The 26,833-nt window shown below is 37.0% G+C and carries 27 protein-coding genes; 25 read left to right on the top strand and 2 right to left on the bottom strand.

Annotation, left to right across the window (positions count from 1 at the left end; all coding sequences use genetic code 11):
* Positions 1-12 precede the first annotated feature (12 nt).
* From argB to BK585_RS17730, 16 genes are all read left to right on the top strand, one after another.
* Positions 13-798, top strand: a complete 786-nt coding sequence (argB, locus tag BK585_RS17805) for an acetylglutamate kinase (protein ID WP_078555285.1) — start codon at positions 13-15, stop codon at positions 796-798.
* A gap of 14 nt (positions 799-812) precedes the next feature.
* Positions 813-1,958: an acetylornithine transaminase gene (locus BK585_RS17800; protein WP_078555284.1), complete on the top strand. Its 1,146-nt coding sequence runs from the start codon at positions 813-815 to the stop codon at positions 1,956-1,958.
* Between the two features lie 81 nt (positions 1,959-2,039).
* Complete coding sequence (locus tag BK585_RS17795) at positions 2,040-3,119, top strand: carbamoyl phosphate synthase small subunit (RefSeq protein WP_078555283.1); 1,080 nt, start codon at positions 2,040-2,042, stop codon at positions 3,117-3,119.
* Positions 3,112-6,261, top strand: a complete 3,150-nt coding sequence (locus BK585_RS17790) for a carbamoyl phosphate synthase large subunit (protein WP_078555282.1) — start codon at positions 3,112-3,114, stop codon at positions 6,259-6,261. The genes BK585_RS17795 and BK585_RS17790 overlap by 8 nt, the downstream gene beginning before the upstream one ends.
* Before the next feature lie 16 nt (positions 6,262-6,277).
* Positions 6,278-7,225, top strand: coding sequence for an ornithine carbamoyltransferase (gene argF, locus BK585_RS17785; protein WP_078555281.1), 948 nt, complete (start codon positions 6,278-6,280; stop codon positions 7,223-7,225).
* Positions 7,226-7,374: 149 nt separating this feature from the next.
* The gene (locus BK585_RS17780; protein ID WP_078555280.1) at positions 7,375-7,710 is read left to right on the top strand and encodes a hypothetical protein; all 336 of its coding nucleotides are present in this window, start codon (positions 7,375-7,377) and stop codon (positions 7,708-7,710) included.
* Between the two features lie 83 nt (positions 7,711-7,793).
* Positions 7,794-8,648, top strand: coding sequence for a hypothetical protein (locus BK585_RS17775; protein ID WP_078555279.1), 855 nt, complete (start codon positions 7,794-7,796; stop codon positions 8,646-8,648).
* Positions 8,649-9,033: 385 nt separating this feature from the next.
* Positions 9,034-9,402: a GntR family transcriptional regulator gene (locus BK585_RS17770; RefSeq protein ID WP_078555278.1), complete on the top strand. Its 369-nt coding sequence runs from the start codon at positions 9,034-9,036 to the stop codon at positions 9,400-9,402.
* The gene (locus tag BK585_RS17765; protein ID WP_078555277.1) at positions 9,399-10,265 is read left to right on the top strand and encodes an ABC transporter ATP-binding protein; all 867 of its coding nucleotides are present in this window, start codon (positions 9,399-9,401) and stop codon (positions 10,263-10,265) included. Before BK585_RS17770 ends, BK585_RS17765 begins: the two co-directional genes overlap by 4 nt.
* A gap of 1 nt (position 10,266) precedes the next feature.
* A complete protein-coding gene (locus BK585_RS17760) occupies positions 10,267-10,938 on the top strand; it encodes a hypothetical protein (RefSeq protein WP_078555276.1) in 672 nt (223 codons plus the stop codon).
* A 348-nt stretch (positions 10,939-11,286) separates the two neighbouring features.
* Entirely contained in the window at positions 11,287-11,826 is a 540-nt protein-coding gene (locus BK585_RS17755) for an RNA polymerase sigma factor (RefSeq protein ID WP_170885637.1), read from the top strand.
* The gene (locus BK585_RS17750; RefSeq protein WP_078555274.1) at positions 11,819-12,598 is read left to right on the top strand and encodes a hypothetical protein; all 780 of its coding nucleotides are present in this window, start codon (positions 11,819-11,821) and stop codon (positions 12,596-12,598) included. The genes BK585_RS17755 and BK585_RS17750 overlap by 8 nt, the downstream gene beginning before the upstream one ends.
* A gap of 185 nt (positions 12,599-12,783) precedes the next feature.
* The gene (locus BK585_RS17745) at positions 12,784-14,058 is read left to right on the top strand and encodes an ATP-binding protein (RefSeq protein WP_078555273.1); all 1,275 of its coding nucleotides are present in this window, start codon (positions 12,784-12,786) and stop codon (positions 14,056-14,058) included.
* A 283-nt stretch (positions 14,059-14,341) separates the two neighbouring features.
* Positions 14,342-14,923, top strand: coding sequence for a TetR/AcrR family transcriptional regulator (locus BK585_RS17740; protein WP_281248924.1), 582 nt, complete (start codon positions 14,342-14,344; stop codon positions 14,921-14,923).
* Positions 14,924-14,998: 75 nt separating this feature from the next.
* Positions 14,999-15,862, top strand: coding sequence for an SDR family oxidoreductase (locus BK585_RS17735; RefSeq protein ID WP_078555272.1), 864 nt, complete (start codon positions 14,999-15,001; stop codon positions 15,860-15,862).
* A gap of 18 nt (positions 15,863-15,880) precedes the next feature.
* Complete coding sequence (locus tag BK585_RS17730) at positions 15,881-16,282, top strand: hypothetical protein (protein WP_078555271.1); 402 nt, start codon at positions 15,881-15,883, stop codon at positions 16,280-16,282.
* 68 nt (positions 16,283-16,350) lie between these two features.
* On the opposite strand, the gene BK585_RS17725 is transcribed toward BK585_RS17730, so the two are convergent.
* The gene (locus tag BK585_RS17725) at positions 16,351-16,572 is read right to left on the bottom strand and encodes a YuzF family protein (protein WP_078556888.1); all 222 of its coding nucleotides are present in this window, start codon (positions 16,570-16,572) and stop codon (positions 16,351-16,353) included.
* Between the two features lie 125 nt (positions 16,573-16,697).
* The gene (locus BK585_RS17720) at positions 16,698-17,318 is read right to left on the bottom strand and encodes an NAD(P)-dependent oxidoreductase (protein WP_078555270.1); all 621 of its coding nucleotides are present in this window, start codon (positions 17,316-17,318) and stop codon (positions 16,698-16,700) included.
* Positions 17,319-17,562: 244 nt separating this feature from the next.
* Between BK585_RS17720 and BK585_RS17715 the strand changes: the two genes are divergently transcribed.
* The 9 genes from BK585_RS17715 to BK585_RS17675 all read left to right on the top strand — a co-directional run bounded on the left by BK585_RS17715 (position 17,563) and on the right by BK585_RS17675 (position 26,831).
* The gene (locus BK585_RS17715; protein ID WP_078555269.1) at positions 17,563-18,828 is read left to right on the top strand and encodes a DUF2254 domain-containing protein; all 1,266 of its coding nucleotides are present in this window, start codon (positions 17,563-17,565) and stop codon (positions 18,826-18,828) included.
* Between the two features lie 368 nt (positions 18,829-19,196).
* Complete coding sequence (locus BK585_RS17710) at positions 19,197-20,477, top strand: phytoene desaturase family protein (RefSeq protein ID WP_078555268.1); 1,281 nt, start codon at positions 19,197-19,199, stop codon at positions 20,475-20,477.
* Positions 20,478-20,481: 4 nt separating this feature from the next.
* Positions 20,482-21,345, top strand: coding sequence for an RNA polymerase sigma-70 factor (locus BK585_RS17705; RefSeq protein WP_078555267.1), 864 nt, complete (start codon positions 20,482-20,484; stop codon positions 21,343-21,345).
* A gap of 307 nt (positions 21,346-21,652) precedes the next feature.
* Positions 21,653-21,922: an AbrB/MazE/SpoVT family DNA-binding domain-containing protein gene (locus tag BK585_RS17700; protein WP_078555266.1), complete on the top strand. Its 270-nt coding sequence runs from the start codon at positions 21,653-21,655 to the stop codon at positions 21,920-21,922.
* Positions 21,915-22,325 (top strand): PIN domain-containing protein, encoded by a 411-nt coding sequence (locus BK585_RS17695; RefSeq protein WP_078555265.1) that lies wholly within the window; start codon positions 21,915-21,917, stop codon positions 22,323-22,325. The genes BK585_RS17700 and BK585_RS17695 overlap by 8 nt, the downstream gene beginning before the upstream one ends.
* 120 nt (positions 22,326-22,445) lie before the next feature.
* Entirely contained in the window at positions 22,446-23,429 is a 984-nt protein-coding gene (locus BK585_RS17690) for a tRNA dihydrouridine synthase (protein ID WP_078556886.1), read from the top strand.
* 606 nt (positions 23,430-24,035) lie between these two features.
* Positions 24,036-25,055: a LacI family DNA-binding transcriptional regulator gene (locus tag BK585_RS17685; RefSeq protein WP_078555264.1), complete on the top strand. Its 1,020-nt coding sequence runs from the start codon at positions 24,036-24,038 to the stop codon at positions 25,053-25,055.
* 100 nt (positions 25,056-25,155) lie between these two features.
* Positions 25,156-25,857, top strand: a complete 702-nt coding sequence (locus BK585_RS17680; protein WP_078555263.1) for an RraA family protein — start codon at positions 25,156-25,158, stop codon at positions 25,855-25,857.
* A gap of 113 nt (positions 25,858-25,970) precedes the next feature.
* Positions 25,971-26,831: an NAD(P)-dependent oxidoreductase gene (locus BK585_RS17675; RefSeq protein ID WP_078555262.1), complete on the top strand. Its 861-nt coding sequence runs from the start codon at positions 25,971-25,973 to the stop codon at positions 26,829-26,831.
* The last annotated feature ends 2 nt before the right edge of the window (positions 26,832-26,833 follow it).

Below are 26,833 nucleotides of genomic sequence, written 5' to 3'. Positions count from 1 at the left end.
AGGGAGAGGAACATGAAGGAAATTGTAGTTGTAAAATGTGGCGGTAGTACAATCGGGGAACTGTCTGATGACTTTTACAAAAGTATAAAAGTATTAAAAGATTCTGGGAAGGCTCCTGTCATTGTCCATGGTGGGGGTCCCGAAATCAATAAAATGCTTCAAGTGTTAAAAATTAAAAGTGAGTTCGTCAACGGACTTCGCAAAACAACGAAGGATGTACTAGAGACAGCAGAAATGGTTCTTTGCGGGAAAGTCAATAAAAATCTAGTGATGAAGCTGCAAATCTCAGGCTTAAATAGCATTGGTCTTTCAGGCTGTGATGGCCAACTTCTTAAAGCAAAGCCAATTCATTTTGAATCATTAGGTTTTGTGGGTGAACCAGAGAGCGTAAATAAAACAATGTTAATGCAATTTTTAATCAATGACCTTGTCCCTGTTATTGCCCCAATTGGATTTGGTACGGATGGCCAACGTTATAACATTAACGCAGATAGTGCGGCAGGAGCGATTGCTGATGGCTTAGGAGCCAAACAGTTATTATTTGTTACCGATGTACCAGGAATTTTAAACGATGGTCAATTATTAGAACACGTAACAACTGAGGAAGTAGAACAATTAATTGAGTCAGGTGTCATATACGGTGGCATGATTCCAAAAGTAAAAGCTGCGATTAAAAGCTTACAAGGAGAAATTGAAGAAGTTATGATTGTGAATGGAAAAGGAACGACCTTAACGAAGGATGGTTCCATTGCCGGTACAAAAGTAACGAAGACAAAAACTCCGACGCACGTTTCTTAAATGGAGGGATTAAGATGAGTTCACTATTTCCAACTTACGCAAGATGGAATATTGAGGTAGACCAAGCAAAAGGTACGATACTTACAGCAACAAACGGAAAAGAATATTTAGATTTCACCGCGGGTATAGCGGTTTGTAACTTAGGGCACTGCCATGAAACGGTTGTAAAGGCTGTCCAGGAACAAACAGAAAAACTATGGCATGTATCAAATCTGTTTCATATCCCTTTACAAGAAGAAGTGGCAACAAAGCTTGTAGCTCATTCTGATGGGAACTATGTGTTTTTCTGCAACAGTGGAGCTGAAGCAAACGAAGCAGCAATTAAGCTTGCTCGAAAATATACAGGCAAAACAAAAATTCTAACGTTTAAACAATCTTTTCATGGAAGAACTTTTGGAAGCATGTCAGCAACAGGCCAAGAAAAAATTCATGAAGGTTTTGGTCCACTTTTACAGGAATTTTCATATCTTGAATACAACAATCTTTCTTCCGTTAAAGCAGCAATGGATGAAAATGTAGCAGCGGTTATGCTCGAAGTGATTCAAGGAGAGGGTGGAGTAAATCCTGGTGAAGCTTCTTTTATCAAAGGGGTTGAAGCGCTTTGTAAAGAGCAAGATGTACTTCTCATAATCGATGAAGTTCAAACAGGAGTCGGCCGAACAGGCAAACCGTTTGGGTATCAGCATTACGATATTTCACCAGACATCATTACCGTTGCCAAAGGATTAGGGAATGGCTTTCCGGTTGGTGCTTTGATTGGAAAAGAAAAGCTAGTAGAGGCGTTTGGTCCTGGAAGTCATGGGTCTACGTTTGGTGGAAATCCGTTAGCAATGGCAGCAGCGATCGCAACATTGAACATTGCATTAGAGGATAGCTTTCTAGCAGAAGTTAGTGAAAAAGGAGCTTATCTCGTTCAACAACTTGAAGAGAAGCTTGGAAATGTTCCTTTTGTAAAAGAAGTTCGTGGTAAAGGTCTAATGGTTGGAATAGAATGTGATGGATCAGTTGGTGATATCGTGGGTGATTTAAGAGAACAAGGCTTATTAATTCTTGTCGCAGGGCCAACTGTCATTCGAATCTTGCCTCCTTTAACAGTTACCAAGGAAGAAATTGACAAAGCGGTAGAAATGATTGCCAAAGCCTGCTTAGTAACAAACTAAAAATTTTTTAAAGAAGACTGTATAAAAATACTGTGCTAAAGATAAATATGCGTAGTTAGGTAGAGGATGAGGAGGAGTCAAATGAAAGGGTATCTAGTTCTTTCAACCGGGGAGACATTTGAAGGAGAATGGCTTGGAACACAAGAAGAGGTATATGGAGAAGTTGTCTTTTTTACTGGAATGACAGGGTATCAAGAAGTCATTACCGACCCTTCTTTTAAAGGGCAAATCGTTGTATTTACGTATCCGTTAATCGGAAACTATGGAGTCAATCAAGCAGACAATGAAAGCAAAGCCCCTCAAGTATCGGGTGTTATCGTAAGTGAAAGTAGTTCACAAGGGTTTCATTATGAATCAACGAATTCATTTTCAGATACTTGCTCAGACAGCGATGTTCCATTACTTGCAGGTGTAGACACAAGAGCGGTTGTAAAGCGAATTCGTGAATTAGGGGATATGGGTGCCATCATCACAACAGATTTAAATAAAGTCGATTTTACAAAGTATAAACCGATTGGTACACGTGATTTAGTGAAAGAAGTATCCACACAAACGATTGAACAGTTTGGTGATGGAGATATTCATGTCGTATTGGTTGATTTTGGATATAAAAAGTCAATTGTAGATTGTTTAGTTAAGCTTGGATGTAAAGTAACTGTAGTCCCATATGATACTCCTTTTGAGAAGGTTCAATCATTGGCACCAGATGGAATCTTGCTATCCAATGGTCCAGGAAATCCAAAAAAACTTGAGGCGCAACTTCCAAACATTAAAAAACTAGCAACGACTTATCCGACACTTGGGATTTGTTTAGGTCATCAGCTTTTGGCGTTAGCGTTTGGTGGAGATACAGAAAAGCTTCGTTTTGGACACCGTGGAGCCAATCAACCGGTTCAAGATGTAGTGACGAATCAAGTATACATGACTTCTCAAAACCACAGTTATGTTGTGAAAGAGGAGCAAATGGAACAAACCGGTTTCTCTGTTCGATTTAAAAATATCAATGATGGATCTGTTGAAGGTCTTTCACATAAAGAACTCCCAATCACTTCGATTCAGTTTCATCCAGAAGCACATCCAGGACCAAGTGATAGTGAACAAATCTTTTCGCAATTCCTTCAGGAAATGAGCAGCAAGAGGAGAGAAAAAGCATATGCCTAAGTTACAATCGATCTCATCTGTCCTAGTCATAGGCTCTGGTCCAATCGTCATTGGGCAAGCAGCTGAATTTGACTATGCTGGAACACAAGCATGCTTAGCGCTAAGAGAAGAAGGCGTGAATGTCATCCTGGTTAATAACAACCCAGCTACAGTTATGACAGATGAGGCCTGTGCAGATAAAGTATATTTTGAACCAATGACCGTAGAAAGCATCGAAAAAATAATCCAAAAAGAAAAACCAGACGGACTACTAGCCACTCTTGGTGGTCAAACAGGATTAAATTTAGCATTAGCTCTTCATAAACAAGGGATTTTAGAAAAATATAATGTTCAACTGCTAGGAACTCCGATTGAATCAATCATTAAAGGCGAAGACCGAGAAGAGTTCCGCGAATTAATGCATGAATTAAACGAACCGGTTCCTGAAAGTGAGATTGTCTCAACGATTGATGGTGCACTTGAATTTGCGAATAAAGTAGATTATCCAATTATCGTCCGTCCAGCTTATACGTTAGGAGGAGCTGGAGGAGGAATTGCGACTAATGAAGAAGAGCTGCGTTATATTGTGAAGGGTGGACTTCAACAAAGTCCGATCACACAATGTTTAATTGAAAAAAGTATCGCAGGCTTTAAGGAAATCGAGTATGAAGTCATGCGAGATGCAAATGATACGTGCATTACGGTTTGTAATATGGAGAACATTGACCCCGTTGGAGTTCATACGGGCGATTCAATTGTCGTTGCTCCATCTCAAACCTTAACGGATGTCGAATATCAAATGCTTCGTTCGGTTTCTTTAAAGATCATTCGTGCTCTCGGAATTGTTGGTGGCTGTAACATCCAATTTGCGCTTGACCCTAACAGCAAGCAGTATTATTTAATCGAAGTGAACCCTCGTGTCAGTCGCTCTTCAGCATTAGCTTCAAAAGCGACAGGCTATCCGATTGCAAGGATGGCTGCCAAGTTAAGCTTAGGGTATCATCTTCATGAGCTGCTAAATCCAGTAACAGGTCATACGTATGCTAGTTTTGAACCGGCTTTGGATTATGTCGTCGTAAAATTCCCACGCTGGCCATTTGATAAATTTGTGCATGCTGACAGAAAGTTAGGAACACAAATGAAAGCCACTGGTGAAGTAATGGCGATTGAACGTAACCTAGAAAGCGGACTGCAAAAAGCGATCCGTTCACTAGAAATTAAAACAGACGGATTACGACTTCAAGCGATTAAAGAATGGACTACTGATGAGTTATGGAACAGTGTCATTCATGCCGATGATCGTCGATTCTTTGCGATATTAGAATTAATCAGACAAGGAATAACAATCGAAGAGATTCATGAAAAAACAAATATAAATCTATTTTTCTTACACAGTTTTCAAAAGCTTATCTCATTAGAGTATTTGGCTGAGGAATCTTCATTTGATACGATATCAACAGAAAATTTAGCTCTATTAAAGAAATTTGGCTTTGGCGATAAGTGGTTAAGTCAGGTCTGGAATGTTCCGTTTTCAACGGTCAGAGAGAAGCGAAAAGCAGCTGGTATCCTTCCTTCTTATAAGATGGTAGATACATGTGCTGGTGAGTTTACAGCTTCAACGGCCTACTATTACTCGAGCTGGTCTGGTGAGCATGATGTAGAAGTATCCAATAAGAAAAAGATTCTTATTATCGGTTCAGGTCCGATTCGAATCGGGCAAGGAATCGAGTTCGATTATTGCTCTGTTCATGGAGCTATGAGTGTTCAAAAGCTCGGTTATGAAGCGATTATTATGAACAATAACCCTGAAACCGTAAGTACGGATTATGAAATGGCGGACCGTCTTTATTTTGAGCCATTGACGATTGAGGATGTGTTAAATGTTGTTGACTTAGAACAAGTCGAAGGAGCGATTGTTCAACTTGGTGGGCAAACAGCCATCTCGCTTGTTCAAGAGTTAGAAGAAGCTGGAGTTAAGCTTTATGGAACGAATGTGGATACGATTGATCAATTAGAGGATCGAGGTCGTTTCTATGAGTTTATGCAAAAGGTTGGCACGAACCATATCCCTGGAGTCACTGCCAATAGCAAAGAAGAATTACTTGCGAAAGCGAATGACATAGGCTACCCTATTTTATTAAGACCTTCGTATGTAATCGGCGGGCAAGGAATGGCGATTCACTCGAACGAAGAAGAGCTTCTAGAATATGTGAATGATAAAGATAAATCAGTCCTTTATCCGATCTTAATTGATGCGTATTATCCTGGTGTCGAGATTGAAGTCGATGCCTTGACAGATGGCAAAGACGTGTTAATTCCAGGTATGTTCCAACATATCGAAAAAGCGGGTGTTCACTCCGGTGACAGTATGGCGGTTACCCCTCCTTTCTCATTAAGTGAGGATACAAAAGAAAAAGTAATCGACTTTACAACAAGAATTGCAAGAGGGATGGACTTTAAGGGCATCTTTAACATTCAATTTGTTCTTTATGAGAATGAATTATATGTGATTGAAATCAATCCGAGAGCATCAAGAACGGTTCCTATTTTGAGTAAGGTTACCGGTATGAATATGGTAGATGTTACAGTGAACCTTCTATTAGGAAAAACGATAGCGGAGCTTGGTTTACCAACAGGATTGCTGCCTGAAACGCCTTACTACACTGTGAAAGCCCCAATTTTCTCATATGCTAAATTAGCTGGACTTGATCCATTGCTTGAAGCAGAAATGAAATCAACAGGTGAATTGATTAGCATTAGTCATACACTTGAAGAGGGAATGAGAAAGGCGTTTGCGTGGAACGAAGGACAAATTCCTGCCATCTTTAAAAATGAAGGAACAATTTATTGTGAGGTTGCCCAAGAGGAGCAAGAAGCGTTTTCTCCTTTATCACAAGCATTGCAGGATAACGGATTTACACTTGTACAAAATAACTTTGATGAGTGGGTAAATAGTGACGAAGCCGTTGCTCTAATAAGCATTCCGCAAAAAGGACATCGCTCAGGAAAAATCCACCGTCTTGAAGCATTAAAACAGCGAATTACGGTCATTACGGAGCTCACAACGTTAGAGATGATGTTAGGAAGTTTACAGACAACAAATTATCAGGTTCAAGCTGTAGATGAGTGGCTTTCTACACGAAAAGCAGCACCAGTTAAATAACAAAGGACGTGGAATCATGACGGAACAAAACATGGCGGCATCCCTAAAAGGCCGAAACTTTCTAACATTACTCGATTTTTCGACGGGAGAAATTAAATATTTGTTAGACCAAGCAGCTAAGTTGAAAAAAGCTCAAAAAGAAGGAGAAGGTCCTCTCCTTCTTAAAGGAAAATCTCTAGGAATGATTTTTGAAAATGCCTCTACACGTACTCGTGTCTCCTTTGAAGTAGGGATGACACAATTAGGAGGACATGCTTTATTTTTAAGTCCAAGAGACCTTCAAATTGGTCGTGGCGAACCGATAATGGACACGGCACAAGTCCTTTCTCGTTATGTTGATGCGATTATGATTCGTACAAATAGCCATGAAACTGTTGAAGAGCTTGCCAAGTATTCAACTGTACCCGTTATCAATGCGTTAACAGACTATTATCATCCATGTCAGGCATTGGCTGATATGCAAACGATTTACGAGCAAAAAGGCACATTTGAAGGATTAAAGCTTACCTACATTGGGGACGGAAACAATGTTGCACATTCTCTTGTTATTGCTTGTGCAAAGCTTGGAATTGATGTATCAGTTGCAACACCAGTAGGCTATGAAATGAATCAATCAATCATTAGCCGAGCGAAAGAGGTTGCGGTTTCTACAGGTTCAACAATTGTAGAAACAAATGCCCCAGTTGAAGCAATTACGGATGCTGATATCGTCTATACAGACGTTTGGGCAAGTATGGGATTTGAAGCAGAGCAAGTGAACCGAGAAAAAGCTTTTTCAAACTTTCAAGTGAACGGTGAACTTGTTAAGCATGCAAAACCAGACTATATGTTTTTACATTGCTTACCTGCACATCGCGGGGAAGAAGTTACAACAGATGTCATCGACAGCAAGCATTCTTTCATCTATGATGAAGCAGAAAATCGTCTACACGCACAAAAAGCAGTGTTAGCTGCGTTAGTATAAGAAGAAAAAAGACTGAGATGGGAAATTCATCTCGGTTTTTTTTTTTTGCATTTTCAAAAGGAAGAATATGATAAAATAGAGTGAAAGGTGGAAAAATATGGAGTGCACTTGAAGAGTCATACTAATCATAAAGCAGGGAGTGAAAGCCCGTGGTAGGTGTAGCATCAATGATTTTATTGCTAGTAATTATCGTCTTAACGATACACTTCATTCGGAAAGCAAAATCGCACAAAACGATACGGTGGATGAGTTTCATCTTTACGATTACTTTAGGTGCCATTCCAACAACAGAACATCTTGGGATCTTAAACAAGGTTCAATTCGGTTTCCCTGCGGAAGTAATAAGTTTTTATGGACGGTTTAATATCTCTTTAAATCTTTTTGGCTATATATTTAACTTTTTCTTCTTTTATTGGATTCTTAGATTGATAGTCAAAGTATGGCGAGGGCTAACAGTAAAAAAGCAACCAATTAATGAGAACTAAATTATTTCAGGTTTTTGTTTACTACTTATTATTTTTAATAGGTGTGTTTACTTATAGATAAAAGAAATAGTTGGGGGTTAGTCGTGGAAATTAATAGAAAGACCTATGGTGGGCTGTTTATAGTTCTTGCTTACCTTATCCTTATTAGAGTAGACTTTGACCAATGGGATGGAATATTCACTGCGTTTTTTTCTTGTATCATTGGTGCATTGATAATGAAGGAAAAAAATCAACGATGGTATGAGAATAGATGGTTTAAGGGATATGTGAGTGTGCAAGTTATCATTTTATTATTGAAATTCTACGGTTTTCTAATAGATATAAAGCTAGATTGGTTTATACCTGAAGATGTACTATATGACCGTTTATATCAGTCCCGCCATACTGAATTGCTCAGTTTGTTTTTATTTTTTTTCACTTGGTTTGTCTTTACGTGTTGTTATTTCTCTGATAAAAAACAGTGGTTTAAAAGGTGGCATTTATCAATATGGACTCTGCTCATATTTATTGGTTGGAACATAGCCATGCTGAACCATTATCAATATATTGATAAAACCTCAATACATAATAATGGGATGTTTTCCTCAAACACCCTGTCATTTGAGGAAGTGTGGATGATGGAGATAGAACCAAAAACTGAAACGATTTATGGTAGATATGGTAGAAAAACGGAAAGTTTTCGTTATGATATAAACTTGATTAGTCGAGAAGGCCATTCAATTACATTGGTGGATATGCTGTTAACTGAAAAGGACATCCATGCTGCCATAATGATAATGAATGGGATGAAAGATAGTGGTAGAGAGACTAGGATTAGTCGTCTGAACTTAATGTCAGTTGATATGAGATTAATACTAAATAAAAATTTAGATCGATTAGATGATGAATTAGCAGATTTATTTAGAGATAATTTTTTAGAAAATAGAAGTAGTCTATAATGTCTTGAGTTAATATTCATTTCTTACGGGTGAAACAAAAGGTGAAAACATGAAGCCACTGAAAAAGTAAAAACCAACTTTTTCAGTGGCTTTGATTATGGTTGCAATGGCTCCACCAGTTGCCCGCCAGCTACGAAAAAACCACTCGTAGCTGGCTTTAAAAAAATGCAACCGTTACGCACATTGCATCGAGGGCACTGTAAAAGTTAAAAACCGAACCTTTTTCAGTGCCATCTGAAAACAACCTTTTATTTCACCCGTTTTTTAATCTAACTATATCGTAATGTTAGTAAAATAAAAAAAAACGATCCAACTATTGACAAATATCTTCATTAGTTAATTGGTTAATTACATAAGTAACTAACCAATTAAGTAGGTGCAATATATGTACAGTAAGCTACAGGATGACAAACCCATCTTTCAACAAATTGCTGAGACGATAGAATCTCGGATCCTGGAGGGTTTAATTCAAGAAGGAGACAAAATTCCCTCCACAAATGAAATGGCTAAACATTATCAAATCAACCCAGCTACAGCAGCAAAAGGAATTAACCAATTGGTAGAACAGAACATCGTTTTTAAGAAAAGAGGGATCGGAATGTTTGTTGCAGAAGACGCGCGTAAGATTATTTTGGCAAAGCGAAAAACGAATTTTTACAACGATTATATGGTCCCATTAAAAAAAGAAGCAAAAAAACTCGGAATAACAGTCGAAGAATTAAAACAGCTACTTGAAATGGAGGAAGAGAGATGACAGTTGAAGTTAAGAACGTTTCGAAGACATATGGGACAAAGCACGCGTTAAAAAGCGTATCACTTACAATTGAGGAAGACAAAATCTACGGTCTGCTCGGTCGAAACGGTGCTGGGAAAACGTCGTTAATGCAAGTAGTGGCAGGTCATTTACTTCCTACTAAAGGCAATGTATTAATCAAAGGAGAACAACCATTTAACAATCGAGATGTACTGCAACAAATTTGCATGATCTATGAAAGTGGTAATTATAATAAACGCCTAAAAATAAAACAAGTGTTAAAAATAGCTTCGCTTTTTTATCCGAATTGGTGCCAACAAACAGCAGTACGTCTTTTACAAGAATTTAATTTAGACCCAAGCATGAAAGCAAAAGGGCTGTCTAAAGGAATGGAAGCTTCACTTGGAATTGTCATCGGCCTTGCTAGTCGGTCGAAAATAACGATTTTTGATGAACCATACATTGGTCTTGACGCAGCTGCGCGTTATCGGTTTTATGACGTTCTATTAGAAGAATATGAAGATTATCCACGTACCATCATTCTTTCCACACATCTCATTGATGAAGTGAGTAACTTGTTTGAGGAAGTCATTATTATGAAAGGTGGCGAAGTGCTTCTTCAAAAAAATACTGAAAAACTGCTTGCAGACAGTATGCAAATTAGTAGGAAAAAAGAAGTGATTGATTCGTTCGTTACTGGAAAGCAAGTTCTCCACGAAACGGAGATAATGGGCATGAAAACCGTACTAATTTATGATCCGAATATGACTAGTGAACAAGCAAAAGCACTAGGATTAAAGGTAGAGCGCTGTAATGTCCAGCAACTTATGGTGTACTTAACCGAACAGAAGGGAGTAAGTTAACATGGTAAAAGAATGGAAATCTATCTCGATGTATTTGTTTTATGATAATTTATTGTCTATCTTAACTTTCTGGGGATTTTTTATCTTATCCATCCCTATTTTTATAACGATTGCATATATGTTCCCTGGGACTACGATCGTCATTTCAGCAGGTATGATTATTTTCATTTTTTGTTCGATAGCTGGCTTCTTAATGACAAAGGAAACATTTCCGTCTTTAATTAAGCTTGGAACGACACGAACAAGCTACGTTATTGTAACTAGCCTTTTTATGGCTGGTATTGCTTTAACGATGACAATCATTGCTCTTATAGCCACACTCGCAGTAGCAAGTTTTGCTCCAGAGAATGTAAGCTTAGTCTCCATGACAAACCTAACGAATTTGGAATCAACGTGGTACAATGATTTTATTTTTAATCTCGTTATTTGCTTTTTCTTGCTCGTTTCTAGTTTCTTTCTAGGGACAGTGTTTTATCGTCTAGGACTTATCGGAGGCCTTGCTGTGATTTTAGCTCTGTTTATTACCTTTATGATCCCTGAAATAAGGGAGTTTATGTTTGATAGTGTAGTAACTGCAAATTTAATTGCTTTTATTGTAATTGCTATAGTGTTAATTTTCCCATCATGGTTGCTGCTTCGAACAGCAACAGCGGTACCAGCAGCGACTAGGTAAATGATAGACAGAATAAATAGATGAGGGTGGAACTTGTTCCACCCTCTTAGCTTTGGGGTGAATGAAGCCAGTACAGCTGTTTTAGCTAGTTATGTCCAGTCTTCTTTATATGAAGTGGGATACAAGTATGAAGTAGAATTTAAACTTTTTATTATTAGCTTGTTTTGGTAGTGTACAATTATCCTATGATGTTGGATGAATATAATTCTTATATTCATTAATAAAAAAAACTTTAAAAACGAATAAAACGAGGGCACTGTAAAAGTTAAAAACCGAACTTTTTCAGTGCCCTCTATAAAACCTTTTGTTCTTTACAAACGTGTTATGAATGAAAAGGGGGGAATCAATATGAAACGTTCTTTGTTACGAGTAACAGAGGAATATGAGGAAGATGATTTGTCAGAGAAAGTAGAGAACAAGATTATAGATGTATATGAACGGCACGTTGATATGGTATATAGGATTTGTTTCTCCATGACGGGGAATCAACAAGATGCAGAAGATATAGTGCAAGCAGTGTTTATTACTTTACTGGAAAGCAACCAAAGTTTTATGAGTGCGGACCATGAAAAAGCATGGCTTATTGTAACGGCTAAAAACAAATGTATCGATTTACACCGAAGATGGTGGAAGAAGAACGTGGTTCAATTTGATTCCAGTAGGATGGAATGGTTTGGTGTAGACCACATTCAGTATAGTGACTTAGAGGATGCACTCAAAAAGTTATCCTCAACACACAGATTACTGTTGTATTTACATTACTATGAAGGCTATAAACTAAGTGAAATGGCTAACATGTTGAACCTTAATTTAAACACGGTAAAAACGAAAATAAGAAGCGCAAAAAAACGGCTGAGACTCGAGATAGGAGATGATTTTCATGGATAAGGAGAGATTAACAAATTATTTTGACAAAATGTCCCCCTCAGAATCTCAAAAAATGCGGATGAAAAAAACTATTATATCTCATAGAAAGAAACAAGAATCACCATCAAAATACGCTAAGGGGTGGAGTTTCTCTACGATTTCAAAAGTGGTTGCCAGTGTGGTTTTCGCTTTGATTATTCTTGGGAACATCCCGTTAGTAGGAAAAGCAACTGCAGAGCTTATGAGTTGGTTCCATAATTATTATGAAACGATGCTAGACATCGTAGAAAAACAAGAACATCTTGAAATAACGAGTGATTTTTCAACAGAAAAACATGAAAAATATGCAGAAATGTATCGTTATCGAGGTCTAAGTGAAGAGAGAGCTGAAGAAGAAGCTTTCCATGCACAATTGAGTGAAATAGCCATTATTAATAAAGCCATAGACTTAGGGTTTTATGTTTCAATAGAGGAAGCAAAACAGAAGGCTCGGGAAACATTTGGGGAATGGGAGGAATGGAGGGAGTACGAAGATGTTGTAACGATTACAGATAATGCTAATATGGTGAAGAATATGATAGAAGATTTAAGAAAGCCTGATGACGAGTTTTGGAATGAACACATTCTTTTTTCGAATGCTTTTATGTTAATGCGTGAGGAAGTACTGGATTATGAAATGAAAGAAAATCCAACGAAGAATTGGAATGAACTTGAGAGGGATATTATTATGGACTTCATCTTAAGTGAAGCTCAACAGATTAATGAATATAAAAAAGAAATTGGTTTGGAATAGGAAACAAAACTAGTACAAAGCAAATATTACTATAGAAACTACAAAAAACTCCTTGAGGCATTGCTGCCTTAAAGGAGTTTTTTATTTCGGGTGGTGCCAGGCACCACCCGAACCAATATATTCCTATTTTATTGAGGGAATATATGTTATGTTTAAGATAATTACTAGGAAATCAGGTGCTAATTATGGATAATCTACTTATTAATATACTATTTGTTCTATTACCAATATTAATCTTCCAAATCTTTTATATTAATATAGATTCCAAGTATAAAAACATCATACTTGCTACCGTTTTTAGTATTTCAACTGTTATAATTATGAATTTCCCAATTGAAAACTATGAAGGTCATTTATTTGATCTAAGGTACATTGCATTTGTATTAGGAGCCTTATATGGTGGGAAAAAGGTTGCTATTTTTCTTTATTTCGTTGTTTTAACTTACCGCTTTTATATAGGTGGGGCAGGTTTTTATATTGCTTTAATTGATAGTACTTTACTATTAATTATTCTCCTGTTTTTTCTAATACCAAAGTATCAAAAATACTCTCTCAAAACAAAAATTAATGTTACGATGGCTTTGCTAGGTGTTGTTGCTATTATTAGTTTAATTATTTGTCATACATTTTTTGGATTTATCCTTCACGCACCAATTGTTTTATTATCTTCCTTTGTTGTGGCACAAGCTTTAACAATGGGACTATCTGTTTATACTCTTGAGTACTTTATTTCAATTGACACAATGAAAAAGCAGTTATACCATAATGAAAAATTAAAAAGCCTTTCGGAAATGGCGGCTAGTATCTCTCATGAAGTTCGAAATCCTTTGACCGTAACAAGAGGGTTTATCCAACTCCTAAAAAGTCCAGATATTGATGATAATAAGAAGGATGCTTATCTAGATTTATCCCTTCAAGAATTAGATCGTGCTGAATCGATTATTTCTGATTATCTTACATTTGCAAAGCCACATGTGAATGTTGAACTAGAATTATTAAATATTGCCGAAGAAATGAACTATATTGCAAATGTAATGCAGCCTTATGCGTTAATGCAAAATGTATCGATAACAAAAGAATGTTTTATTAAGGAGAGTTATATTTTAGGAAACCAAAAACAATTTCATCAATGCTTAATTAACTTATCAAAAAATGCAATTGAAGCCATGCATAACGGTGGAAAGCTAGAGTTTAAAGTGAGTAAAGAGAATGGAATAATTATTATACAGCTAGTTGATTCTGGAATAGGTATGTCTTCTGAGCAAATCGCACGTTTAGGTGTGCCGTTTTTCACTAATAAAGAGAAGGGTACAGGTTTAGGAACAATGGTAGCTTACAGTATTGTGAAAGCAATGAAGGGAGAAATAAAGGTGAAAAGTAAAATGAACGAAGGAACTGTATTTACTATTTTTCTCCCAGAGAGTGAAAGCAGATTATCAACAGATAAATCTTATTTATAATAAATCTTCATTGATTAAAGAGGATACAAAAATACAAAAAAAATATTTCTTCGTACTGGTGTAATGTTCAATTTGTGAAATGTACTTATAAAAACAGGGTTACCCCTTGTAAGATCGCCTATACTTCAGCTGTTGGAAACCGTGGAGACAAAAACTAATAGTTATTATATATTTCTATCTAGACTTGACGTTTGCAACAGTTATTGCTTCTTTATCTTTACTAATTTGTGTTAAAATATTATAATAGAAAATATATAGACCGATTGTTATAATTAATGTTGGGGTGATAGTTATTTCTATACCAAGGAAGTCTTCTAAAGATAAAATTATTGATACAGCTTCACGACTATTCCAAAGACAAGGGTATCATGCTACAGGGCTTAACCAGATAACACAAGAAAGTGGTGCGCCAAAAGGATCATTGTATTATTATTTTCCTAATGGAAAAGAGGAACTAGCTAGTGTGGCTGTCGGTCGTACGGTGGACTTAGTGGCGAAGAGGATTCAAGACGGTTTAAAGAGATACGATGATCCTATTGAAGCGATTCAACAGTTTATTTTTAATTTAGCTACTGAATTTGAAGAGGATTTTGAAAAGAAACAAGGTTTGCCTGTAGCCTCCGTTGCATTAGAAACAGCACATACTAGTGAGGTTATTCGTCAGCGTTGTCAACAAGCTTATGAGAAGTGGCATGACATCTTTGCCCAAAAGTTAATAGAGGGAGGAGTTGAACAGGAGAAGGCGACCGAGTTAGGTTTAGTCATTAATGCAATGATTGAGGGGGCTTTTATCATTGTAATAACGAAAAAGGATAGTGAACCCTTAAGACAAATAGCACGATACATTCCAAATTTATTAAAATAAAGGGTTATACAGTAGTATGCTCTTTATATCTTAAAATTATATAGACTGGTCTATAAATAACTGGGGGAATCTTGTATGGGAAGAGTTATTATGGTCACTGGAGCAACAGGCAATATTGGTTATCATGCAGTTTCTGAACTAGTTGCCAAAAAAGAAAAAGTACGAGTAGCGGTTCGAGATATTGAAAAGGATAGGAGTTTATTTGCTGATTTAGACGTGGATTTTGTACATTTTGATTTTATGAAGCCTTTTTTCTTTGATAATGCTTTAGATGGAGTTGAGAAGGTAATTTTAATTCGTCCTCCGCAGCTGGCGAAACCGAAAAAGGATATGAAACCTTTCATAGAAAAAATGAAAGATAAGAAAATAAAACAAGTTGTCTTTGTCTCGCTAATGGGAGTTGAGAAAACTCCATTCGTACCTCATCGTAAAATTGAAGACATTATAATGAAGTCTGGCATCGGTTACACATTTTTAAGACCAGGTTTTTTTATGCAAAATCTCAATACAACTCATCGTGAAGACATAGCTTATAGAAATGAGCTGTTTATGCCAGTTGGCAAGGCAAAAACAAGTTTTATAGATACAAGGGACATTGCTAGTGTTGCAGTAAAATGTCTAACTGAAGAGGGGCATTTAGGGAAGAGTTATACATTAACAGGGGCAGAAGCACTTGATTACAATGAAGTCGCTCACATTATGTCCGAAACACTTGGTAGAAAAATAGAATATAAAAATCCAGGAATTCTCGAGTTTCGTAGAACAATCATTCAACGAGGGATGAAGAAAGAATTTGCGAACGTTATGACGATGCTTTATGTATTAACAAGGTTAAGGACAGCTGAAAAAGTGACAACAGATGTCAAGGCTATATTAAAACGTGATCCGATAACTTTTCAACAATTTGCATGCGAGTTTAAAGATTCATGGAAAATATAAAAAAGGAGTGTTTGTGTGATGTATAAAAATAGTTTTTTTTCATACTTAAAAGTAGGTTTTCTAGCTGGAGTTATTTTAACACTACTGGCTAACTTAATGTTTGTGTTATGTGGGTTGATTTTTGGTCATGAAATTGGTTTTATTGGTCAAGAACGTGACACTTTGTATATGATATTTATAGCTTTTGCCACTTTTATGGCAGTATTTATGAGTAGCATTATCTTTTATTTTATTCAAAGATTCTCAAGAAAACCTTTGTTATGGTTTAGTATAGTTGTTCTTTTAGGATTTATATTTAATACGTATACAGCAGAAGCTGATTTGCACGAACAGTATAAGATGACTGGCCATATTTTACACGTACTAGTGAGTGTTCTCGCGATTTACCTTGTCCCTAAGCTTGCAAAGAATCAAGTATAAGGAAACAAGTTTTGAATAAAAACTATGAAAAACTCTCCTTGAGCATGGTTGCTTCAAGGAGAGTTTTTTTAGTCTATAGGCATAATGGTAACAATTTGTTGAATTCGGATAAAGAACGGTGTGTTACCAGCCATTAGCATAATGTGGTCAGGTTTTACATCTTTTAAGACTCCACGAACAGAATCTCTTGTAGTTTCTACTACAAGATGCTTTCCGATGACAGTTTGTAGCGTTTCAATCACAAATGGATCAACTAATGTTTGATACTGGGTATTTACATTTCGTTGCATGTCGTAACCATAATACACGTTAAGTACCTCCATGATCGTCAGTCATTTCAAGGTAGTATATGCTCGAATGCCTCATTTGCTTAGGCGCTCCATTCGGGTGGTGCCAGGCACCACCCGAACTCGAGTTAGTAGGCGATACCTACACGTGAATTTATAAAATCTTTTGAGTTTATCTGACTAAAAGCAAATTCAGCGGTATCGGTCACAGATATTTTCACACCATCCTTCGGTAAAAAATTTTGTTCTATACGATATTTGCCAAGTTTTTCTCCATCCGGCAAGTACGTAGGGCATACAATCGTCCAATCGAGAGTTGATTGTTTAAGTAAATCGTAGACTTTATGATGTTCTTTAGCTGCACTGGTCGACTTACGCTTCGATTCACTTGATTGATATCGCAGAGAATTCGGTGTCGTCCTACTATCCAAAATACCTGCAGTTCCTATCGTTATTACTCGTTTGATACCTTCGTTTTTCATTGCTTCGATTATAAGTGGCATACTTTCTGAGAGGGTGGTGGTGCCATCAGTATTAAGTGCACTAATCACTACACCAATACCTTGTATTGCATGTACGATATCATCTTTATTTAAAACATTTCCATGAATGACGGTTAAGTTTTCATTTTTATTTTGAATCTTTTCTGGAGTGCGGACCAATGCAGTAACATGATGTTTGCCTTCAAGGGCATATGTAAGAATTTGACTTCCGACTCTTCCTGTTGCACCTAAAACTAAAATATTCATGGTAGTGAATCTCCTTTTGCGAATACAAAATATTTTACTGAAGTAGTTCTTTCATTGTCTATTTCAAGTAAGGTAGCTTTAGTTTAACAATAATACTTCATATATTACAGGGTCTTTTATTGTCAGTAATAATGGTCTTTGTAGTAACCAACGCTTCAACTTATTGTATGAGGGAGAGGCTTCGGGTAATGATAATAGGTAGCGGAATAAATTTTTACTTATTAATCTTAACAGGGGGACTTCTATGAAAAATTTTCTCCTGCAAATCAAACAAACGATTTGGCTTATGCCAAGTCTATATTGCTTAATGGCCACAATCTTGGCTTTTGGTATCATTTATGTAGATACAATTCATGGGAAGGCTGTTACTGAGACGATACCAGCTTTATTTTTGATAAGCGTCGATTTGGCTCAAACGATATTAGGGACGATTGCAGCAGCCCTTTTAACGATGATAACCATTACGTTCTCGACAATCATGGTCGTCTTAACCACGTATTCCTCCCAGTTTTCCCCACGAACGCTGTCTGACTTTATTACAAACAAGGTAACGATTCGAGTGCTGGGTGTTTATATGGGCGGGATTATGTATTCAATTCTGACGCTCTTGTTTATGAGGGAGGATTTAACACATGAGGTTATTGCTGGTCCGATTGGAGTACTGCTTGCTATCGTTTGTCTTGCTTTTTTTGCGTATTTCATTCATCATGTGGCCAAATCTATCCAAGTGAATAATCTTGTGAATGAAGTAACCACTTCGACACTTAAAGCACTGGAAGATAGACTTACACCGAAAAAAGGTGAAATGATTAAGATAACGTGGGACAAGCCATCATTGCCACAACATGCTAATCAGCTCAAGGTGAAGAACGATACGCTAGGTTATATTCAACTGTGCGAAACTCATCGCCTTTTAGAAACAGCCTTGGATAAAAGTTTTGTCTTTGAGTTATTAAAGCCTGTCGGTTCCTTCGTCAAACCAGGGGACACTTTACTGATTATTTATTATCAGGGAGTACAACCGAAACTCGATATAAAGAAATATATAAAAATTGGGAATGACCGAACGATGTTTCAGGACGTAGAGTTTGGGATCAGAAAAATTGTTGAAGTCACATTACGAGCGGTTTCCCCTGGGATTAATGACCCAAATACAGCGATTGACTGTATTTTTCATCTAGGGAAGTTACTCGCTGAAGTGAGTAAATACGATGGTAGATACCTCAATTATTACCACGAGGGTGAAGTTAAGGTTACTACTGTGCAAACTCCCTTTAACGATATTTTATATGGAGCATTTTATCAGATATGTCATTACGGACGAGAGGACATTTCCATTCTTCTTGCCATGTACGATGCGCTTATCACGATCGTTGAGGAAGGTGCCCCATGTAGTAGAGAAAAGGTTTTGGAGTTTAGTGAATACATTAATGCCAACTTCGACAAAGACTCAATTCATGAACTGGATGAGTCTTATTTAAACAAGAAGAAAGAGAGGCTCCACCAGTAGTATTGAGAGAAACGTCCCGTTGTAAATATAGTAGAAATACCTTGGAATAATTCATGTTATCTCTCGGACAACGATGGTTCCACGTACACACAGGGGCTGGGACAGAACTAGCTAAAACATCTGTACTGACTTCATTTGCCACAAAGGCCGTTGTGAGAAACACACTCACTTCAGTAAGTTGTGAAAAAAACTCACAACTTTCTTTAAAAGATAGTGGCGGTTTCGCTCATTGCTTAGAGGGTGTGACAAAAGGTAAAAACAACCTTTTGTCACACCCTCTGTTTTTTTTGAACAGAAAATGTTTTATGTCACAATTATTCATCCTTCTTCGTCTTGAGTTATGAAATAATAAAAGGAGGTATTATCTTATGACTCAAAAATGGGATGTTGTTATTATCGGTGGTGGCCTAGCTGGTTTAGTGGCAGCCAATTATTTAACACGAAACAATCTATCTATATTAGTACTTGAAAAGAATAAAAATGTAGGTGGAAGAGCAAGAACTGATCATATACGGCAACAGTATTTTAATTTAGGTCCACATGCTCTATATAAAAAGGGTAAGGCCAAGTCGATTCTCGAGGAATTAAATATACAGCTTTCTGGGAAGTCTCCTAAAATTGGTGGAATTTTAGTTGAAAATCAATTGGAATATATTGCACCGTTGTCTCCTTTAGGATTGCTCACTTCAAATTTTTTAAGCTGGAAAGAACGGATTGAATGGGCTAAAGTTTTAATGAAGGTGATGTCAATCGATAATGAGAAAGTAGTACTGCAAACATACGAGCGATGGGTTCAGCAAACAACCCGTTCTGAAAATGTTCAATCATTACTCTATTTATTAGGCAGACTTGCGACGTATTGTCATTCTCCTAATAAGGTCAGTGCGAAGGTTATGTTAATACATTTGAAGGCTGCCCTGAACGGAGTACTTTATTTAGATAAAGGTTGGCAAACCATTATAGACCAACTTCACAATAATTCGGTTGTCTCGGGTATACAGTTTCAAACCCGTAAGAATGTCAAACAGATAGTTCCTATTGAACAGGACCATATTAAAATAGTACTTTCTGATGGTGAGGTTATTGTTGGAAAAAATGTTTTATGTACAGTAGAACCAAAAGAACTCAATCAGATGCTAGGCGAAAAGTCTCCCTTCTCTCAAAGTGACTCGTTTACAAAAATGGAATCTGTAAAGGGGTCTACGTTAGATGTTGCATTAACGCAGCTTCCGAACCCAAAGAAAGTATTCGCTATGGGTATAGTGGATCCACTCTATTTTTCTGTACATTCAAATAATGCGCTACTTTCTGATGATGCAAAAAGTATAGTGTTGCATGTGTTTAAATACCAAAGTCCAACTGACAACAAAGAATGGAAAAAAGTAAAATGCGAGCTCGAACAATTTTTAGAAAAGATACAACCAGGATGGAAAAGCTATGTAATTACGAGTCGTTTTATTCCTCAAATTACAGTTAACCAGCGATTGCCTCAAGTAGGTGATGAACAAATGTTGCAATGTTCTAAAAATAAAATCCCCGGATTATATATAGCAGGAGATTGGGCATCACCATATTCAATACTGTCAGAAGGAGCCGTTACTAGCGGGAAACAAGCCGCTGAGGAAATTATTAAAAAGGAAAAGAGTTGATATCGTGCAAATTAGTAATGAGGACTACCAACAATTTAAACCATTGTTGTTTTCCATAAGCTATCGTATGCTTGGATCTATTATGGAAGCAGAAGATATTGTACATGAAACCTTTTTAAAAGCATACCAGATTGATGAGAAGAAAATAGATAATAAGAAAGCCTACCTTTGCAAAATGGTAACTAATTTTTGTCTGGATGAACTAAAATCAGCAAGGCGTAGACGGGAAAAGTATGTAGGACCATGGAATCCTGTCCCTTTATTAATAGATAAAAACATTGACTCTGATCCTTCCGATATGGTGTTAAAAAAAGAAGGATTGAGTATAGCCTATTTACGTATGATGGAACATTTAGCACCCGATGAACGGGCCGTACTACTTCTAAGAGAGGTTTTTAACTACTCCTATACTGAGATTGCTACTATTATAGAAAAGAAAGAAGAGAACTGTCGAAAAATTTTTAGTCGGGCTAAGCAAAAAATCTCACGAGTAGGAAATGAAAGTTTAAACTATGAGAAAAATAAAGACATTATTAATCTCTTTATTCAATCATTTCAGATGCACAATACCTCTGCATTGTTAGAACTTATAACTGATGATGTTATTTTATATTCTGATGGAGGTGGAAAGGTCAATGCTGCTATCCGTCCAATCGTTTCTCGAGATCATGTTATGGCCTTCCTATATGCTATTATCAAAAAGGCGCCCGAAGGTTTTTACTTTGAAGTGAAAAATGTAAATTATCAACCAGCAATTGTATTTTATATCAATGGTAAGATTCAAAGCATTCTAAGTTTGTATATTAGTAATGATAAAATAAATGAAATATATATTACTCTAAATCCTGACAAGTTACCCACTCTTTAAAAATAAAGATAGATGATTGGAGAACTTTTATTAGTAGGTTTCAAATTTTTATTTCTAAAAAAGAGTTGTTCCTGGAAGGTTGATAATTCACAACCTTTGGAGCAGCTCTTTCATTTTAGGTGCCTATGAAGCGATGACAATTAAGAGGCTAATTGATAAGTCAAAGAACCTTTAGCCAAGGGCGACGTATCGCATGACTTATGAGCATGTTTATGGTCACAATTTGTCGGGACAGTGGGATTGCAATAAAAATAAGTAATACTTATAATGTTAGTAATACTATAAAAGAAGTAAGAGGTGAAAATGAATGGAATTAGTGAGTGGAAAGATGACGAGCAAAGGACAGATAACAATACCGAAGGAACTTAGAGAAAAGTTAGGTTTAAATGAGGGAGACCAATTTAAATTTTTAATAGAAAATGATGAAGTGAGGATAGAGCCGATAAGAAAAAAATATTTAAGTCAAGCCATTGGCAGAATTATTAGTAAAGAAGAAATAGAACTTGAAAAAATGAGAGAAGTTACTCAGGAGGATGCATCTAAATATATTCTAAAAGAGGAATTGGAAGATGAATAAATTCCTAGTTGATACTAATGTTTTGGTACGGCTGTTAGTTAAAGATGACCCAATTAAATTTAATACTATAGTGAGGCTTGTTGAAAAGGTTGATAAAAATGAAATATCTTTAGTAATCCCTACTGTAGTAATCGCGGAATGTTGTTGGTTACTAAGGTCATTTTATAAATTGGAAAAACAACAAATCTCAGAATACTTATTAGATGTAATTGAATCAGAAAATGTTGAAGTAGAGGAAGAGAATGTAGGTATTGCACTGAAAATGTTTGCTGACAAAAATGTTGATTTTGCTGATGCACTGTTATCGAGTAAATCTAGCAGTAAACTCCCGATTTTAACTTGGGATAAAAAAGATTTTAAAAAATTGGATTGTGAATACTATATTCCAGAAGAGATAATATAAGAAATACAAAACATGATTAGTATGTTCATGCTCCTTTACAGAAGAAGAGCCTGTGTAAGGAGAAAATAATGATAGTATATTTTAAGTAGGGATACGAAGTGAGAGGATTTGAAGGTGAATATGAAAGATAATTTTTGGCGTGAATTACCACGACCTTTTTTTATATTGGCACCAATGGAAGAAGTAACGGATGTTGTTTTTCGCCATGTCGTAAGTGCGGCTGCGAGGCCGGATGTATTTTTTACGGAGTTTGCAAACAGTGATAGCTATTGTCACCCAGAGGGAAGGAAAAGTTTACGTGGTCGTTTGACTTTTACAGAAGACGAACAACCAATTGTCGCCCATATTTGGGGGGACAAGCCTGAACATTTTCGGCAAATGAGTATAGGAATGGCGGAACTTGGCTTTAAGGGTTTGGATATTAATATGGGCTGTCCTGTACCTAATGTGGCACGGCATGGGAAGGGAAGTGGCCTTATTTGCCGTCCAGATGTTGCGGCAGAGTTAATCCAAGCAGCAAAAGCAGGAGGGCTGCCTGTAAGCGTAAAGACAAGGCTAGGTTATCATCAAGTAGACGAGTGGCACGAATGGCTAACTCACATACTGAAACAAGATATTGTGAATCTCTCCATTCATCTAAGGACAAGAGAGGAAATGAGCAAGGTAGATGCTCATTGGGAGCTGATCCCAGAGATAAAGAAACTACGTGATCAGATAGCACCAGATACTCTTTTAACGATTAACGGTGATATTCTAGACCGTCAAACAGGCCTTAAGCTTGCCAACCAATACGGTGTCGATGGGGTAATGATTGGTCGTGGTATTTTCAATAACCCATTTGCCTTTGAAAAAGAGCCGAGAGACCATAGCAGTGAGGAATTACTCAATCTATTAATGTTGCATATGGACGTCCATGATAAATATGCAGGATTGGAGCTACGTCCATTTCATGCGCTTCACCGCTTTTTTAAAATATATGTCAAAGGGTTTCCAGGGGCAAGTACATTAAGAAATCAATTAATGAACACAAAATCGACAGATGAAGTGCGTGACTTGCTTGTTAATTTTGAAACCAAAAATAGTAATGAGGCGGGGGAACAGTAGAAGTGTGGCAATTGCTGTTCATTCTTTACGCGACAATCTATATCGGAAGCCAATGAAAAAGTACAAAACAACTTTTCAGTGCCTTTAAATATATGGCAATGGCTTCACTCGTTGCATGCCTTCTACGAAAAAACCACTCGTAGAAGGCAATAAAAAACGCACTGCTTACTCACATTGCTAAGAGGGCACTGAAAAATATTAACCTAACTTTTCAGTACCCTCTTACTTCCTTATTTTTATCCTACAAAATTAAGAAAACATCCAAATATCTACGCGAAGTTAATTAAATTTTCTAAATATTGTTGACAGCAAACCTTTTCTACGTTAAATTTTAGTTGTAATTAGTTAATCGGTTTCCAAACAAACCAAAGCTACTTCTTAGGGTTTACACTCTCATTTCAAATCACTTCATAAAAAGTTTCAACGAATCTACATTCAATTCAAATCAAACTTCTTTGAACATACACATATTTTGGGTATCGTTTTCTAAAACCAAGCATAACTATGAGTAGTACAATTTAGTCTAGGGTAACCCAACAAGGTTTATTTTTTTTAATACTTAGTTTATCGGTTTCCAAGGTTTTTAAGCAAAGGTGGTGATAGTTTTTGAAAATCACAATTGGTGACGTAGCAGAAAGAGCAAATGTCTCAAAAACAACAGTTTCTCGGATTCTTAATGGAAACTATGCACATACGACTGAAGAAACGAGAATGCGAGTTCTTAAAGCGATAAAAGAGTTAGATTATAGACCTAACGCCCTAGCAAAAGGTCTTAAGTCGATGAGAACAAATGTAATTGGTATTATGCTTTCAAACTTAAAAAACCCCTTTTGGACGACGGTACTAGAGGGAGTGGAAGATACATGTCATGAACTGGGCTACAATTTAATGATATGTAATACAAACGAAAATCCCGAGGCCGAAGAGGAATACATTAAAGAACTGCAAATGAGACAGGTCGATGGGATTGTTGTCAACCCCACAGTGAAAAATCAGGAACTCTATAAAAAACTAGTCGATAGTAAATATCCATTAGTCGTAATTAATCGTAGAATTCCAAATTTAGAAACAAACAATGTCATCATGAACAACATTAAAGGAGCCTACTCAGCAGTTGAGCATCTTTTACACAATGGAAGAAAAAAGGTAGCTGTTGTTGTATATGCTACAGACTATGTAAGTACTTGGAAGGAAAGACTTGAAGGATATTGTTTAGCGATGTTACGACATGGCTTTTCAAAAGAAGAGTTTAGGATTTTAGAACTTGAACAGGAAACCGATTCCCAAGAAGAGTCTATCATTCATTTTTTGCAAACGTATCCAGACACAGATGCGATCTTTTCAACAAATAATATGATTACACTTCATGTATTAGGTGCTTTAAGGTCTCTTACACTCCATATCCCAAATGATGTCGCTTTAATTAGCTATGATGAAACGATATGGGCTCAGCATTTAGAGCCGCCGCTAACGACTGTAAGACAACCAGGTTATCATATGGGGAAAATGGCTGCTCAAATCCTCATTCAAACCATGAGTAAGGAAGGTAGTGAATCAAAGGCTCCGCCAGCGACGATTGTCCTTGAACCAGAGCTTATCATTCGAAAATCATGTGGAGCTAAGTAATCGATTATTTTGTGAAGGAGGTGAGTTTTCTCTAGGTATCGTTTTAGGTGTTTATAGAAGGTAACCAAAATACTTAATCATTTCAAAGGAGAAGATAAATATGACAACACAAAAAGATGATAGACAGGAAATATTGGAACTTTACAAGGATTTACGCGTGACAGATGTTCGTGACGGTATGGACTGGGTTGGCATGCATGGATATGGAACCGTAGACCATAGTATTCGCCCACTTTTCCGAACAAAAGTAGTAGGAATTGCTCGTACGGCTCGCTACGTACCATTCGAAGGTCCAATGCCAAAGTTGACTCCTGAAGAGTATACGAAATGGGTGGGTTGGTATTACAGTGAAGTATGTAACGACCCGTGGGGAGCAGATATTGAAGATGGTGACTTTGTCTGTATGGACGTAGCAGGAGTCGATGTTGGGATTTTAGGTTCTAATAATACGTTAGAATTTAAACACAAAGGCGCTCGAGGCTATTTGACAAACGGCGGTGGAATCCGAGATACGGATGAGGTCATTCACCAAGGAATTCCTGTCTGGTCTAAGTTTATCTCTCAAGGAATGGACCAAGGTCGAATTCGTTTCTGTGAAAAAGATACACCGATTGCTATTGGTGGAGTAGCTATCTATCCAGGAGACGTTGTTGTAGCTGATGGAGACGGAGTCGTTGTTGTCCCTAGAAAATTAGCAAGAGATGTCGCGAAATATGCTCATCAAGAATTATCAGGAGATAAAGAAGGCAGAAAGAAATTATATGATAAATTAGGCTGGGAGCATGACCATACAGTTCTATAAAACTAGTAAACTCGTATAAAATGTATCCGCTTACAACAAGGGCTATTGATGTGACTAACCGATAGAAGGAGCATTCATCGCTCCTTCTAACTTTACACAGGAGGAGACTATCTATGGGATTTAAAAAAATTGGTTTTATCGGACTTGGAGCGATGGGACTTCCAATGGCGAAGAATCTTGTAAAAAAAGGATTCGAATTACATGTAACGGCACACAGAAATCGCCAGCCGGTTGAAGAATTAAAAAGTGCTGGAGCCGTCGAACATTCATCAATTAAAGAGGTTGCAGCTCATTGTGAAGTGTTACTTTCAATACTACCAACTGATAAGGAAATGGAGTCCGTTTTGTTATCTGAGGATGTGTTAGAGACGCTATCCTCCGATGCCATCTTACTCGAAATGACGTCTGGTTCTCCGGCTATGATGAAAAAAGTCAATGAAGCTTTTCAAAGTAAACGTATTAAAGTGCTAGATGGACCTGTAAGTGGAGGAACAATTGGTGCCGAACAGGGAACGTTAACGGTAATGGCTGGTGGCGAAGACAACGTGTTAGAACAGGTTCGACCGATTCTCGATGCCATGTCTAAAAACATTTATCTCGTCGGTCCGATAGGTGCAGGGAAAGCGATAAAAGCTGTAAATCAAATGATGGCTGCCATGCACATGGTTGTCACAGCAGAAGCGACTGCTTTAGCTGAAAAGCTTGAAATAGACAAGGACATGTTAAAGCAGGTCATTGGATCTAGTTCAGGAGCATCATGGATGTTTATGAATAAGCTAGACAGTTTATCAAACCGAGATTTTGCACCAGGCTTTAAGCTTAGCTTGATGAGAAAAGACGTTGAAATTGCTGTAGCTGAAGGCGCCGATTTACAGCTAGCTTTTGCAGAGGCAGCTCTTGATTTATACAAAGAAACAGAAAAGGAATATGGAGAAAGCGACTTTTCAGTCATCGGCAAGTCCATTTTATCCTAGAA

Origin of the sequence: Bacillus alkalicellulosilyticus, from assembly GCF_002019795.1 — a bacterium.
GTDB lineage: Bacteria > Bacillota > Bacilli > Bacillales > Bacillaceae_F > Bacillus_AO > Bacillus_AO alkalicellulosilyticum.
Note: the sequence above shows the minus strand (reverse complement) of the source record. Positions and strands in the feature narration are given on the sequence as shown.

Excerpts from the sequence above, each read along its gene's own strand:
- BK585_RS17745 (WP_078555273.1), top strand. The coding sequence starts at position 12,784 with ATGGATAATCTACTTATTAATATACTATTTGTTCTATTACCAATATTA.
- BK585_RS17720 (WP_078555270.1), bottom strand. The coding sequence starts at position 17,318 with ATGAATATTTTAGTTTTAGGTGCAACAGGAAGAGTCGGAAGTCAAATT.
- BK585_RS17710 (WP_078555268.1), top strand. The coding sequence starts at position 19,197 with ATGACTCAAAAATGGGATGTTGTTATTATCGGTGGTGGCCTAGCTGGT.
- BK585_RS17675 (WP_078555262.1), top strand. The coding sequence starts at position 25,971 with ATGGGATTTAAAAAAATTGGTTTTATCGGACTTGGAGCGATGGGACTT.
- argF (WP_078555281.1), top strand. The coding sequence starts at position 6,278 with ATGACGGAACAAAACATGGCGGCATCCCTAAAAGGCCGAAACTTTCTA.
- BK585_RS17690 (WP_078556886.1), top strand. The coding sequence starts at position 22,446 with ATGAAAGATAATTTTTGGCGTGAATTACCACGACCTTTTTTTATATTG.
- BK585_RS17795 (WP_078555283.1), top strand. The coding sequence starts at position 2,040 with ATGAAAGGGTATCTAGTTCTTTCAACCGGGGAGACATTTGAAGGAGAA.
- BK585_RS17800 (WP_078555284.1), top strand. The coding sequence starts at position 813 with ATGAGTTCACTATTTCCAACTTACGCAAGATGGAATATTGAGGTAGAC.
- BK585_RS17750 (WP_078555274.1), top strand. The coding sequence starts at position 11,819 with ATGGATAAGGAGAGATTAACAAATTATTTTGACAAAATGTCCCCCTCA.
- BK585_RS17725 (WP_078556888.1), bottom strand. The coding sequence starts at position 16,572 with ATGCAACGAAATGTAAATACCCAGTATCAAACATTAGTTGATCCATTT.
- BK585_RS17790 (WP_078555282.1), top strand. The coding sequence starts at position 3,112 with ATGCCTAAGTTACAATCGATCTCATCTGTCCTAGTCATAGGCTCTGGT.
- BK585_RS17735 (WP_078555272.1), top strand. The coding sequence starts at position 14,999 with ATGGGAAGAGTTATTATGGTCACTGGAGCAACAGGCAATATTGGTTAT.
- BK585_RS17755 (WP_170885637.1), top strand. The coding sequence starts at position 11,287 with ATGAAACGTTCTTTGTTACGAGTAACAGAGGAATATGAGGAAGATGAT.
- BK585_RS17680 (WP_078555263.1), top strand. The coding sequence starts at position 25,156 with ATGACAACACAAAAAGATGATAGACAGGAAATATTGGAACTTTACAAG.
- BK585_RS17730 (WP_078555271.1), top strand. The coding sequence starts at position 15,881 with ATGTATAAAAATAGTTTTTTTTCATACTTAAAAGTAGGTTTTCTAGCT.
- BK585_RS17715 (WP_078555269.1), top strand. The coding sequence starts at position 17,563 with ATGAAAAATTTTCTCCTGCAAATCAAACAAACGATTTGGCTTATGCCA.
- BK585_RS17765 (WP_078555277.1), top strand. The coding sequence starts at position 9,399 with ATGACAGTTGAAGTTAAGAACGTTTCGAAGACATATGGGACAAAGCAC.
- BK585_RS17700 (WP_078555266.1), top strand. The coding sequence starts at position 21,653 with ATGGAATTAGTGAGTGGAAAGATGACGAGCAAAGGACAGATAACAATA.
- BK585_RS17760 (WP_078555276.1), top strand. The coding sequence starts at position 10,267 with ATGGTAAAAGAATGGAAATCTATCTCGATGTATTTGTTTTATGATAAT.
- argB (WP_078555285.1), top strand. The coding sequence starts at position 13 with ATGAAGGAAATTGTAGTTGTAAAATGTGGCGGTAGTACAATCGGGGAA.
- BK585_RS17770 (WP_078555278.1), top strand. The coding sequence starts at position 9,034 with ATGTACAGTAAGCTACAGGATGACAAACCCATCTTTCAACAAATTGCT.
- BK585_RS17695 (WP_078555265.1), top strand. The coding sequence starts at position 21,915 with ATGAATAAATTCCTAGTTGATACTAATGTTTTGGTACGGCTGTTAGTT.